The 12,601-nt window shown below is 71.3% G+C and carries 13 protein-coding genes; 9 read left to right on the forward strand and 4 right to left on the reverse strand.

Annotation, left to right across the window (positions count from 1 at the left end; all coding sequences use genetic code 11):
* The first annotated feature begins 10 nt into the window (after nt 1-10).
* From AB4Z14_RS03935 to AB4Z14_RS03945, 3 genes are all read left to right on the forward strand, one after another.
* Nucleotides 11-748 (forward strand): FadR/GntR family transcriptional regulator, encoded by a 738-nt coding sequence (locus tag AB4Z14_RS03935; protein WP_442274042.1) that lies wholly within the window; start codon nt 11-13, stop codon nt 746-748.
* Nucleotides 748-1,575: a sterol desaturase family protein gene (locus AB4Z14_RS03940; RefSeq protein WP_442274043.1), complete on the forward strand. Its 828-nt coding sequence runs from the start codon at nt 748-750 to the stop codon at nt 1,573-1,575. The genes AB4Z14_RS03935 and AB4Z14_RS03940 overlap by 1 nt, the downstream gene beginning before the upstream one ends.
* 86 nt (nt 1,576-1,661) lie before the next feature.
* Nucleotides 1,662-2,231 carry an NADPH-dependent FMN reductase gene (locus tag AB4Z14_RS03945; protein WP_442274044.1) on the forward strand — a complete coding sequence of 190 codons (570 nt, stop codon included), beginning with the start codon at nt 1,662-1,664 and terminating at the stop codon, nt 2,229-2,231.
* Nucleotides 2,232-2,362: 131 nt separating this feature from the next.
* Here the strand turns inward: AB4Z14_RS03945 and AB4Z14_RS03950 are convergent, their stop codons facing one another.
* Together AB4Z14_RS03950 and mgrA are read right to left on the reverse strand one after the other, a co-directional pair.
* Entirely contained in the window at nt 2,363-2,773 is a 411-nt protein-coding gene (locus AB4Z14_RS03950) for a hypothetical protein (protein ID WP_442274045.1), read from the reverse strand.
* A gap of 155 nt (nt 2,774-2,928) precedes the next feature.
* Nucleotides 2,929-3,972 (reverse strand): L-glyceraldehyde 3-phosphate reductase, encoded by a 1,044-nt coding sequence (gene mgrA / locus AB4Z14_RS03955; protein ID WP_442274046.1) that lies wholly within the window; start codon nt 3,970-3,972, stop codon nt 2,929-2,931.
* 206 nt (nt 3,973-4,178) lie between these two features.
* Between mgrA and AB4Z14_RS03960 the strand changes: the two genes are divergently transcribed.
* From AB4Z14_RS03960 to AB4Z14_RS03980, 5 genes are all read left to right on the forward strand, one after another.
* Complete coding sequence (locus tag AB4Z14_RS03960) at nt 4,179-4,688, forward strand: (2Fe-2S)-binding protein (protein WP_442274047.1); 510 nt, start codon at nt 4,179-4,181, stop codon at nt 4,686-4,688.
* On the forward strand, nt 4,685-7,171 hold the full coding sequence (locus AB4Z14_RS03965; protein WP_442274048.1) for a xanthine dehydrogenase family protein molybdopterin-binding subunit: 2,487 nt from the start codon (nt 4,685-4,687) through the stop codon (nt 7,169-7,171). Before AB4Z14_RS03960 ends, AB4Z14_RS03965 begins: the two co-directional genes overlap by 4 nt.
* Nucleotides 7,168-8,025 (forward strand): FAD binding domain-containing protein, encoded by an 858-nt coding sequence (locus AB4Z14_RS03970; RefSeq protein WP_442274049.1) that lies wholly within the window; start codon nt 7,168-7,170, stop codon nt 8,023-8,025. Before AB4Z14_RS03965 ends, AB4Z14_RS03970 begins: the two co-directional genes overlap by 4 nt.
* A gap of 7 nt (nt 8,026-8,032) precedes the next feature.
* Complete coding sequence (locus AB4Z14_RS03975; RefSeq protein WP_442274050.1) at nt 8,033-8,818, forward strand: SRPBCC family protein; 786 nt, start codon at nt 8,033-8,035, stop codon at nt 8,816-8,818.
* A 112-nt stretch (nt 8,819-8,930) separates the two neighbouring features.
* Nucleotides 8,931-9,584, forward strand: coding sequence for an NAD(P)-dependent oxidoreductase (locus AB4Z14_RS03980; protein WP_442274051.1), 654 nt, complete (start codon nt 8,931-8,933; stop codon nt 9,582-9,584).
* A 118-nt stretch (nt 9,585-9,702) separates the two neighbouring features.
* Here AB4Z14_RS03980 and AB4Z14_RS03985 read toward each other — a convergent pair whose 3' ends face one another.
* Nucleotides 9,703-10,656, reverse strand: a complete 954-nt coding sequence (locus AB4Z14_RS03985) for an ornithine cyclodeaminase family protein (RefSeq protein ID WP_442274052.1) — start codon at nt 10,654-10,656, stop codon at nt 9,703-9,705.
* A gap of 1 nt (nt 10,657) precedes the next feature.
* Nucleotides 10,658-10,987: a hypothetical protein gene (locus AB4Z14_RS03990; RefSeq protein WP_442274053.1), complete on the reverse strand. Its 330-nt coding sequence runs from the start codon at nt 10,985-10,987 to the stop codon at nt 10,658-10,660.
* Nucleotides 10,988-11,147: 160 nt separating this feature from the next.
* Between AB4Z14_RS03990 and AB4Z14_RS03995 the strand changes: the two genes are divergently transcribed.
* Nucleotides 11,148-12,521 carry an L-serine ammonia-lyase gene (locus AB4Z14_RS03995; RefSeq protein WP_056775085.1) on the forward strand — a complete coding sequence of 458 codons (1,374 nt, stop codon included), beginning with the start codon at nt 11,148-11,150 and terminating at the stop codon, nt 12,519-12,521.
* The last annotated feature ends 80 nt before the right edge of the window (nt 12,522-12,601 follow it).

Genomic DNA, 12,601 nt, shown 5'->3' on the forward strand with positions numbered 1-12,601 from the left:
TCTCGAGGTCATGAGCCAGAGTGGATTCAGCCCCGTCCCGCGCCGGTCGGTCTCCGACGAGGTCTTCGCCGAGCTGCGCGACGCCGTGCTCACCGGCCGCTTCGCCCCCGGCGACTCGCTGCCGCCCGAGCGCGAGCTCGCCGCCTCCTTCGCCGTCAACCGGCACGCCGTTCGCGAGGCCCTCCAGCGCCTCCAGCTCGCCGGTTTCGTCCGCGTCGTCCACGGCGGCGGCACGACGGTCCTCGACGTGCGCAGCACCGCCGGCCTCGACCTGCTCGCCCACCTCGCCCGGTCGGGCGACGGGCTCGACCCGATGATCCTGCGCGACGGCCTCGAGATGCGCCGCTGCATCGGCGTCGAGGCCTCCCGGCTCGCCGCGACCCGGGCCACCGAGCCAGCCCGCGCGAGCGTCGTGGCGGCAGCGGCGGCATACGGCTGCCCCGACATCGACGACGCCGACCGCGACTTCTGGCTCGCCGTCGTGGAGGCGAGCGGCAACCTCACCTTCCGGCTCGCGCTCAACTCGCTCGTCCAGGCCATCGACCGCAGCCCCGACGTCATGGACGCGCTCCTCGCGGGCGACCGCGCCGACCTGCTGCCGCACGCGCCGCTCGCCGAGGCCATCGCCACCGGTGACGCCGCTGAGGCCGCGCGCCTCGCCGACGCGATCCTGACCCAGGCCGTCGACGTGTGGGCCTCGCTCACCGACGACGGGCGCACGCTCGACCCGATGACCAAGGGGGCGTGATGGTCGACATCATCGTCACGGCGATCCCCTTCTTCATCGTCTTCATCGTCATCGAGGTGCTGTCGCTGTGGCTCGCGCCCGACGACGACGAGGTCGGCTACGAGGTCCGCGACACCGTCACGAGCCTCACGATGGGCATCGGGAGCGTCGGCGTCGGGATCCTCTACAAGGCATCCCAGCTCGTCGTCTACGCCGCGTTGTATGCCGTGACGCCCCTTCGCCTCGACACCTCGCTGTGGTGGGTGTGGGTCGTCATCTTCTTCGCCGAGGACCTCGCTTACTACTGGTACCACCGCGCCCACCACGAGGTGCGCATCCTCTGGGCCAGCCACGTCGTGCACCACTCGAGCCAGCGCTACAACTTCTCGACGGCGCTGCGCCAGACGTGGACGCCCTTCGGGGGCATCCCGTTCTGGGCGCCGCTCGCCCTCCTCGGCGTGCCGGTCTGGGCGATCTTCCTCCAGCAGTCGATCTCGCTGCTCTACCAGTTCTTCCTCCACACCGAGCGCGTCGGGAAGCTCTGGCGCCCAGTCGAGTTCGTCATGAACACGCCCTCGCACCACCGGGTACACCACGGCATGAACAACGCCTACCTCGACCGCAACTACGGCGGCATCCTCGTCATCTGGGACCGGCTCTTCCGCTCCTTCGAGCCCGAGGGTGAGCGCGTCGTCTACGGACTGACGAAGCAGCTGCGCACCTACAACCCGCTCGTCGTCGCCACCCACGAGTACTCCTCGATCTGGGCCGACGTCCGCGGCGCGCAATCGTGGCGCGACCGCTGGGGCTTCGTCGTCCGCGGCCCGGGCTGGCAGCCCCGCACCTGAATCCGCACGGCTGGCCGAGGCCCGCCCCGAGGGCCACGATGGAGGGATGGGCGCGGGCCCCCGCTCCCGGACCAGGAGGACCCATCGTGAGCACGTACAAGGTCGGCTACTTCGTCGGCAGCCTGTCATCGGCGTCGATCAACCGGACGCTGAGCAAGGCCCTGATCCGCCTCGCACCGAAGGACCTCGAGTTCGCCGAGATCCCCATCGGCAACCTCCCGCTCTACAGCCCCGACTTCGACGCCGACTACCCGGCCGAGCCGCGCGCGCTCAAGGAGGCCCTCGCCGCGTCGTCGGCCGTCCTGTTCGTCACGCCGGAGTACAACCGGTCGATCCCCGGCGCCCTGAAGAACGCCATCGACTGGGCCTCCCGTCCGTGGGGCCAGAACTCCTTCAACCACGTGCCCGCCGCCGTCATCGGCGCCTCGCCCGGACAGATCGGCACCGCGCTCGCCCAGCAGAGCCTGCGCGGCGTCCTCAGCTTCTGCAACGCCCGCCAGATGACCTCGCCCGAGGCCTACGTGACCCTCCGGCCGGGGCTCGTCACCGACGACGGCGAGGTCACCGACGAGTCGACCGCGACGTTCCTCACCGACTTCATGCAGGAGTTCCGCGACCACATCGAACGCGTCCTCACCGTGCTGCCCCGCGACTGACGACAGTGCCCTACGGGCCGCACCACGAGCCCGCAGGACAGGAACAGGCACCACCCGCGTATGCGGTGTCGCCGGCCCCGCTCGGAAGCTGCTCCGTTTTCGGGAGCAGCTTCCGAGCGTGCACGGCGCTGTCAGGACAACCCGACCCAGAGCACGTCGCCGTGCGCGAAGACGACACGGAGTCCCGAGCCGGTCCACACGTCGATCCACGTCGGCGCCGAGCGACCTCGTAGCACGGGCGCGGTGAGCGCGGCGTCGGCCAGTGCCTCCGGCGAGAGCCACTGCGGATGGCATTGTCCGTCGCCGCCGCAGCCACAGACCTCGTAGGCGACGTCGGCGCCGGCAACGACCGCCACCCTGGCCTCATCAGCGCTGACGTCAGCCAGCTCCAGCCGGAGCAGGGTGCCGTCAGGGTGGAAGAGGTCGCCGTCCCGGTTGAACCGTCCGGGAGACGCCGCGGCGGACGACGGTGCGACGGGGTGCGCCTTGGCATCCGCGACGAGGTCGGCGAACGTCGGCGCCTTGGACCGCTTCGTGGCCATGCCCGTCAGCGTAGGCGTCCGTCAGTGCCCCGCGTGGCGGGGCACTGACGCAGAGACCCGCGGCCGGGACGTCGCGGAGTCGGCAGCCAGGACGCACAGCAGCCCGGCCGCTGGGACCGCGCGGAGGCGCGGTCCCAGCGACACGGCATACGCCATCAGTGGGCGCTGGAGGTCTTCCAGAGGTTGATGCCGCCCTCGACCGCGTGCTGGTCGATCGTGTCGAGCTCCTCCTGCGAGAAGTCGAGGTTGTCGAGCGAGCCGAGGCTGTCCTCGAGCTGGGCGACCGAGGAGGCGCCGATGAGCACCGACGTGATGCGCTGGTCGCGCAGGATCCACGCGAGCGCCATCTGCGCGAGCGACTGGCCGCGCGACTGCGCCATCTCGTTGAGCGCGCGGATGTGCGTGAGGTTCTGCTCGGTCAGCAGGTCGGTCGAGAGCGACTTGTCCTGCGACGCGCGCGAGCCCTCCGGCACCCCGTTGAGGTATTTGCTCGTGAGCATGCCCTGCGCGAGCGGGCTGAAGGCGATGCAGCCGACGCCCTCGTCGCCGAGCACGTCGAGCAGGTCCTCCTCGACCCAGCGGTTGAGCATCGAGTAGCTCGGCTGGTGGATGAGCAGCGGCGTGCCCATCGACCGCAGGATCTCGACGGCCTCGCGAGTGCGGGGGCCCGAGTAGGAGGAGATGCCGGCATACAGCGCCTTGCCCTGGCGGACGGCCGTGTCGAGCGCACCCATCGTCTCCTCGAGCGGCGTCGTCTCGTCGAAGCGGTGGGAGTAGAAGATGTCGACGTAGTCGACACCCATCCGGGCGAGGGACTGGTCAAGGGAGGAAAGGACGTACTTGCGGCTGCCACCGCCCTGGCCGTACGGGCCGGGCCACATGTCGTAGCCGGCCTTCGTCGACAGGATCAGCTCGTCGCGGTAACGCTTGAAGTCCTGCGCGTAGATCGTGCCGAAGTTGCGCTCGGCGCTGCCGTAGGGCGGTCCGTAGTTGTTGGCGAGGTCGAAGTGCGTGACGCCGAGGTCGAACGCACGCCGCAGCGTCGCGCGCTGGCGGTCGAGGGGCACGTCGTCGCCGAAGTTGTGCCACAGCCCGAGCGAGACGGCCGGCAGGTCGAGCCCCGAACGGCCCGTGCGGCGGTAGGTCATCGAGTCGTAGCGGCTGCGCGAGGCCTGGTAGTCGTCGGCGTGAAGAGTCATGCGGCCCAGTCTCGTCCCCCTGGCGTATGCCGCCAAAAGCCGGGTCACGCTGTGGCCGCGGCGTCGCCCGGCTGGGGATCCGCTGCGGATGCTCTGCGGATGTGGAGGGTTCTCCCCGTTGCCCTTGTGCAGTAGTTGAACGCGAGTCAGACTGCGCGTGGGGAAGTCAACGATGTCAACTGCAGCGTGGCAGGAGGACCGACAGCATGACCCGAATCAACATGACCGTCGACGGGGTGAGCTACTCCGACGAGGTCGAGCCCAGGACCCTTCTGGTCCAGTACCTTCGCGAGAGCCTGGGGAAGACCGGAACCGTCATCGGATGCGACACGAGCAACTGCGGTGCCTGCACCGTGCACCTCGACGGCACGAGCGTGAAGTCGTGCAACGTCCTCGCCGTCCAGGCCGACGGCCACGAGGTGACGACGATCGAGGGGCTGGCCCAGAACGGCGAGCTCCACCCGGTCCAGCAGGCCTTCCACGAGTGCCACGCCCTCCAGTGCGGCTACTGCACCCCCGGCATGATCATGCAGGCGTGTGACGTCCTCAAGAACAACCCCGACCCCAGCGAGCAGGAGATCCGCGAGGGTCTCGAGGGCAACCTCTGTCGCTGCACCGGCTACCACAACATCGTCAAGGCCGTGCAGCAGGCGGCCGGCACCATGAGCTCGGCAAGCGCAGCCAGCGCGTCCAGCTCGCAGGCGGTGTCGTCATGACGATCACCGAGGACCGACCGGCCGACGCGCCGACACCCGAGATCGGCAAGTCGCGCACCCGCAAGGAGGACCAGCGCCTCATCACGGGTCGCACCCGGTGGACCGACAACATCCAGCTCCCCGGCATGCTGCACCTCGCCATGGTGCGCAGCCCCTTCGCCCACGCCACCATCACCGCCATCAACACCGACGAGGCGAGGAGAGCCCCGGGTGTCGTCGGGGTCGTCACCGGCGCGGACATCAAGGACGTCCAGGGCGCCATCGCCAACGCGTGGCCGCTCAACGCCGAGCAGAAGACACCGAACCACCTGCCCGTGGTCGTCGACCACGTCGCGTGTGCCGGCGAGATCGTCGCCGTCGTCGCCGCCCGCACCGCAGCCGAGGCGCGAGACGCCGCCGAGCTCGTCGACGTCGACTACGACGAGCTGCCGGCGGTCCTCGACCTCAAGGAGGCCGTCAAGGACGAGGTGCTCGCGCACCCCGACCTCGGCACCAACACCTCCGCCGTCTGGACCCTCGACTCGGCCGCGCAGGGGTCGGGCACCGACGTCGAGGACGAGATCGCCGCCGCACGCAACGACGGCGTCGTCATCGAGCGCGAGTTCCGCCAGCAGCGGCTCATCCCCGCATTCATGGAGCCGCGGTCGACGGTGTGCGACCCGACCGGCGAGCAGATGACGGTCTGGACCTCGACGCAGGTGCCGCACATCCTGCGCTTCCTCGTCGCCGCGACGACCGGCATCCCCGAGTCCAAGGTGCGGATCATCGCCCCCGACGTCGGCGGCGGCTTCGGCGGCAAGCTCCAGACGACGCCCGAGGAGTTCGCGACGATCGCCGTGGCCCGACGGCTCGGCAAGCCGTGCAAGTACACCGAGACGCGCAGCGAGTCCCTCCTCTCCGGACACCACGGACGCGACCAGTGGCAGAAGCTGACGCTGAGCGCCCGCAAGGACGGCACCGTCACCGGCCTCAAGGTCGAGCTGCTCGCCGACCTCGGCGCCTACGTCGGCGTCGTCGGCGGCGGCGTGCCGGTGCTCGGCGCGTGGATGTTCAACTCCATCTACAAGTTCGCCGCCTACCACTTCACCGTGCGGACGCTGCTGACGAACAAGACGTGGGTCGACGCCTACCGCGGGGCCGGTCGCCCCGAGGCGACCTTCGCCATCGAGCGCATGATGGACGAGCTCGCGGCCGAGCTCGGCCGCGACCCGCTCGAGGTCCGCGAGCAGAACTGGATCACGCACGACGAGTTCCCCTTCACCTCGGTCGCCGGCATGACGTACGACTCGGGCAACTACGAGGCCGCGACCGCCAAGGCCAAGGACCTCTTCGGCTACGACGAGCTGCGCGCCGAGCAGAAGCGCCGGCGTGAGAGCAACGACCCGGTCCAGCTCGGCATCGGCATCTCCACCTTCACCGAGATGTGCGGCCTCGCACCGTCCCGCATCCTCGGCACGCTCAACTACGGCGCCGGCGGCTGGGAGAGCGCCAGCATCCGGATGCTCGCCACCGGCAAGGTGGAGGTCCTCACGGGCGTCTCGCCGCACGGCCAGGGCCACGAGACGGCGTGGAGCCAGATCGTCGCGGACCGGCTCGGGGTCCCCTTCGAGGACGTCGAGGTGCTCCACGGCGACACCCAGATCTCGTCCAAGGGCATGGACACCTACGGGTCGCGCTCCCTCGTCGTGGGAGCCGAGGCCGTCGTCCGGGCCGCTGACAAGGTCATCGAGAAGGCCAAGGTCGTCGCAGCGCACCTGCTCGAGGCGAGCGTCGACGACATCGAGTTCACGGGCGGTCGCTTCGGCGTCAAGGGCACCGACAAGGGCGTCAGCATGCCTGAGGTCGCGCTCGCCACGTGGACCGGACACAACCTGCCCGACGGCGTCGAGCCGAGCCTCGACTCCGACGCCACCTTCGACCCCGAGAACTTCTCCTTCCCCCACGGCACGCACCTGTGCGCCATGGAGGTCGACACGGAGACCGGGGCGACGTTGATGCGCAAGTACGTCTGCGTCGACGACATCGGCGTCATCATCAACCCGCTCATCGTCGAGGGACAGGTGCACGGCGGTCTCGTCCAGGGCATCGCGCAGGCCCTCTGGGAGGGCGCGGAGTACGACGACCAGGGCACGCTCGTGACCGGCTCGTTCGTCGACTACACCCTGCCGACGTCCGCCGACACGATCAGCTTCGTCACCGACCACACGACCTCGCCCTCGACCTACACCGCCTTGGGCACCAAGGGAGTCGGGGAGGCCGGCGCGATCGCCTCGACGCCCGCCGTCGTCAACGCGATCGTCGACGCGGTGCGACCGCTCGGCGTCGACGACGTCGTCATGCCGTGCACCCCCGAGCGCGTGTGGAGGGCCATCCAGGCCGGACGCGCGGTCTCGACGGAGGGTGACCGCGAGGCGCAGCCGCACTTCGACGAGGGCGTGCCCAACCAGGATCCCGGCGCCGCGACCGAAGGGAGCCAGGCATGATCCCCGCCCAGTTCGACTACCTCGCCCCCACGTCCGTCCAAGAGGCCGTCGCGGCGCTCGCCGAGCACGGTGACGACGCCAAGGTACTGGCCGGCGGCCAGTCCCTGCTGCCGATCCTGCGCATGCGGCTCAACGCGCCCGGGGTCGTCATCGACCTCGGCCGCATCCCCGAGCTCCAGGGCGTCTCCGAGGACGGTGACCACCTCGTCATCGGAGCCATGACGACGTATGCCGCCGTGCTCGCCTCCGAGGCCGTCTCGACCCACGCGGCCCTGCTGTCCAAGGCGATCGCGACCGTCGCCGACCCGCAGATCCGCCACCGCGGCACCGTCGGCGGCGCGCTCGTGCACGCCGATCCCGCCGGTGACGTCGGTGCCCCGGCGCTCGCGCTGGGCGCCGAGCTCGTCATCGCGGGCGCGGACGGCTCGACCCGCACCGTCGCGGCGGAGGACTTCTTCGAGGACCTCTTCGCGACGGCGGTCGGCGAGGGCGAGCTGCTGACGCAGATCCGCATCCCGAAGCACACGGGCTGGGGCGCGCACTACGAGAAGTTCGTCCGCGTCAGCCACCAGTGGTCGATCGTCGGCGTCGCGGCCACGGTGCGCAGCGAGGGAGGCTCGATCGCCGAGGCCCGCGTCGGCCTCACCAACATGGGCTCGACGCCGCTGCGGGCGCGCTCGGTCGAGGAGGCCCTCGTCGGGCAGCCGGCGACCGACGAGGCCGTCCGTGCGGCCGTCGCGTCCGTCACCGACGGCACCAACCCGCCGTCGGACCTCAACGGCGACGCCGACTACCGCAAGCACCTCGCCACGGTGCTGACGCGGCGCGCGGTCCTCGCCGCAGCAGGAGCGTGATGCCCGGATGGACCTGACGCACTCCTTCACCGTGCCGACCTCGGTCGACGACGCCTGGGCCCTCTTCATGGACCTCGAGCGCGTCGGCAGCTGCTTCCCCGGGGCGACCGTGACGGAGGTGACCGACGACGGCTTCTCCGGCACGGTGAAGGTCAAGCTCGGGCCGATCGCGCTCGTCTACTCCGGGTCGGGCTCGTTCGTCGAGCGCGACGACGCGGCGCACCACGCCGTCATCGAGGCCAAGGGGAAGGACAAGCGGGGCAACGGCACGGCCGGCGCCACCGTGACGATCACCCTGAGCCCCGACGGCGACGGCACCCGCGCCGACGTCGTCACCGACCTCGCGGTCACGGGCAAGCCGGCGCAGTTCGGCCGCGGCGTCATGCAGGACGTGTCCGACAAGCTGCTCAACGCGTTCGTCGCGTGCATCGAGAAGCAGCTGACCGGTCCCGAGGCAGCCCCGGAGGCCGCTCCCGAGGCGGCGTCCGCGGCGGCCGGCGCACCGTCCTCCGGCGGCTTCGTCGAGACGGCGTCGGACGCACTCGCGGCCGACACGGGGGCCCGTGTTGGTGCCGGGGTCGGCTCCACGACGGCAGCGCCCGCCACGTCGGCGTCTGCAGCGGCGCACCGTCCGCCGGCCCCGCGCCGGGTCCCGGCCTCCGTCGAGGAGGACGCACCCCTCGACCTCGGTTCGGCAGTGATGCCCGTGCTGGTCCAGCGGTATGCCGGTTACGCAGCGGCTGCCGCCATCGGGGTCGTCATCGGTTGGCTCATCGGCCGCCGGGGCGACTGACCCCAGCACGTGCAGCAGGCCCGGTCGCGCTCCCGACCGGGCCTGCGGCATACCTAAGGGGTCCGGTGGCGTTGGACCTGATGAGACCCCGTCCCCGAACCCCAGGAGAGTCATGTCCCGCGTCATCCTCATCGGCGGCCACGGCAAGGTCGCGCTGCTCGCCGCCCCGCTGCTCGTCTCCGACGGCCACGACGTCACCTCCGTCGTGCGCAACCCGGACCACGTGGCCGACGTCGAGGCGACCGGTGCCACGGCAGCCGTGCTCGACATCGAGCACGCCACGACCGGGCAGATCGCCGACCTCGTGCGCGGCAGCGACGTCGTCGTGTGGTCGGCGGGCGCCGGCGGTGGCAGTCCCGAGCGGACGTATGCCGTCGACCGCGACGCGGCGATCCGCTCGATGGACGCCGCGGGGCAGGCCAGCGTCGGGCGCTACGTCATGGTGTCCTACTTCGGTGCCGGACCCGACCACGGCGTCCCCGAGGACAACGGCTTCTACGCGTACGCCGAGGCCAAGGCCGCGGCCGACGAGCACCTCCAGGGCACCGACCTCGCGTGGACGATCCTGCGCCCGAGCGGCCTGACGACCGACGCCGCCACGGGTCACATCGAGACCGGTGCGGGCGTCGAGGCCGGCAAGGTCTCGCGCGACAACGTCGCCCACGTCATCCGGGCGGTCGTCGAGCACCCCGACACGACGGCCCGCCGCATCCTTCCCTTCAACGACGGCTTCCAGCCCATCGACGACATCGTCGCCAACGCCTGACCCACCCCCGCCCCACTCGAGTGAGCGCCCCGTCCCACTCGAGTGAGCGCCCCGTCCCACTTGTCCGCGTCGCATGTGACTGCCTACTCACTCGACTGTGACTGCCTGCTCACTCGAGTCAGGCGCGGGCGAGGTGCTCGGCGATGACGAGGTCCTGCCACGCCATGCCGACGCTCTTGAAGACGTTGGGCCGGTCGGTCGCCCGCTCGACCCGGCCGAGCACGAGGTCGGCGAGCGTGTGCACGTCGGCCCAGTCGAGGGCGCCCTGCGCGGCGGCGAGGATGACGTCGCCCGCCTCGCGGTGCGCCGTGCCGATGTCCTCGACGACGACGAGCGAGCGCCCGAGCAGCGCCGACCCGAGCTCGCGCCGGTGCGGCTCGTGCGACCCGATCGCCACGACGCACGCGCCGTCCGCGACCCAGTCGTCGCCGAGCACCGGGGTCGCCGCCGACGTCGCCGTCACGACGACCTGCGCCTCGCGCACGGCTGCCTCGACCTGCGGGTCGTCCACGGTGAGCCCACGCGTCGTGAGCGGGTGCGTCGAGGCCAGCCCCGAGATCCGTTGCGCGGTCGCACGGGCCGCGTCCTCCCGGCGCCCGACCACGGTCACCGAGGTCATGTGCCGGATGGCGAGCAGCGCCTCCGCATGACCGAGCGCCTGGGGCCCGCTGCCGAAGATGACGGCCGACTCGACCTCGTCCGGGGCCAGCGCATCGATCGCGACGGCGGACACGGCCGGGGTGCGCAGCGACGTGACGGCCGTGCCGTCGACGAACACCGACGGGGCCAGGGTGTCGGCGTCCATGAGGACGTAGACCGCCTGGATGCGGTCGAGGCCGCGCGCCGGGTTGCCCGGTGCGACCGTGAGCACCTTGACCCCGGCCGCGCGGCCGTTCGTCGACGGCATGACGAGCAGCTGCCCGCGGCCGTCACCGACGTCGGCGACGAGCCGGGCCGGGTCCGACGCCGGGTCGAGGCCGTCAGCGAGCTCGCGACGGATGAGCCTGCGGGCGCGGTCGGGGGAGAGGGTCCGGCGCACGGCGGCGGCGTCGACCCAACGCGGCTGCTGCACCTCAGCCCTCGCCCGCGCTCGAGCGGGCGCGCTCGACCCGCACCGGGTCGCCACCGGCGTCCGTGAGGGTCGCGAGGTGGGTGCGCAGCTGCCTGGCGAGCGACCACTGGGTGACCTCGTGGGTGATCGAGCGCACCCAACCCGGGTCGACGGCATACGCCAGCGTCAGCACGACGAGCGTGCCGTCCCCCTCGGCGTCGAAGCGCCAGGAGAGGGGCTCGGGGGTCACGTGCGGGGGCAGTCGAAGGGCCGGCTCACCCACGGACGCGGCCAGCGCCCGGGCGACGGACGGCGGGAGCGGGACGTGGACATCGGCACTGACCTGGGGCACTCCTCGACTGTAGGTGTCAGCGCTGGGAGCCGCCCGTCCGGGCTGCGCCGGGGGAGCGGATCCACGCATGTGCGTGGGGATGCCCCCGGGACGTAGGCTCGAGCGGATCGCCCACCACCCCGGGCGGCAGCCGTCAACGACGACACGAAGTCAGGACTCCATGGCGCTCAGCGTTTTCGATCTCTTCTCGGTCGGCATCGGGCCGTCGAGCTCGCACACCGTCGGTCCGATGCGGGCCGCCGCCCTCTTCGCGGAGCGGCTGCGCGACGAAGGAGTCATCGACCGGGTCGCCCGCGTGCGCTCGCAGCTCTTCGGCTCGCTCGGGGCCACCGGGCACGGGCACGGCAGCGACAAGGCCGTCCTGCTCGGCCTGACGGGCGAGAGGCCCGAGCTGTGCGACCCGCGGGCCGTCGAGGGCCGCCTCGCCGAGATCCGCGCGACCAAGCGCCTCCGCCTGCTCGGCGAGCACGAGATCGACTTCATCGAGCTCGAGGACCTCACGCTGCACCGCCGCAAGACCCTCCCGCTGCACCCCAACGGCATGACGTTCACGGCGCTCGACGCCGACGGCGCGACCGTCGCCGAGCACACGTACTACTCGGTCGGCGGCGGCTTCGTCGTCGGCGAGGACGCCGACGGGTCGACGAAGATCGTCGAGGACTCGACGCCGGTCGCGCACCCCTTCCGCACCGGCGACGAGCTGCTCGCCCACTGCAAGGAGACGGGCAAGTCGATCGCCCGCATCATGCTCGAGAACGAGCTGTCGTGGCGCACCGAGCAGGAGGTCCGCGACGGCCTCCTCGAGATCTGGCGCGTCATGAAGGAGTGCGTGCGCAATGGCATCGCCACCGAGGGCGTGCTGCCCGGCGGCCTGCGCGTGCGTCGCCGCGCTCCCGAGCTGGCCCGCCGCCTCTCGCTCGAGGCCAACAGCGACGACCCGCTGCGCGGCATGGACTGGATCACCCTCTACGCGCTCGCCGTCAACGAGGAGAACGCGTCGGGTGGCCGCGTCGTCACCGCTCCGACCAACGGCGCGGCCGGCATCATCCCCGCGGTGCTCCACTACTACGCGAACTTCGTCAACGGCGCCGACCGCGACGGCATCGTCCGCTTCCTGCTCACCGCCGGCGCGATCGGCGTCATCTACAAGGAGACCGCCTCGATCTCCGGTGCCGAGGTCGGCTGCCAGGGCGAGGTCGGCTCGGCCTGCTCGATGGCGGCCGCCGCGATGGCCGCCGTCATGGGCGGCACCCCCGAGCAGGTCGAGAACGCCGCCGAGATCGGCATGGAGCACAACCTCGGCCTGACCTGCGACCCCGTCGGCGGGCTCGTGCAGATCCCGTGCATCGAGCGCAACGCCATCGCCTCGGTCAAGGCCATCACCGCGGCCCGCACCGCCTTGCGCGGCGACGGCTCGCACGTCGTCTCGCTCGACAAGGTCGTCAAGACGATGCGCGAAACCGGTCGCGACATGAAGGTGAAGTACAAGGAGACCGCGCGCGGCGGACTCGCCGTCAACGTCATCGAGTGCTGACACCAGGGACGGGCCCTCACGACCGCCGTATGCGGCCCCGCCCCGCAGCACTCGGAATGTCCGGTATGCGTGCAGGACGG

The organism is Terrabacter sp. 2TAF16, from assembly GCF_052115065.1.
Lineage (GTDB): Bacteria > Actinomycetota > Actinomycetes > Actinomycetales > Dermatophilaceae > Terrabacter.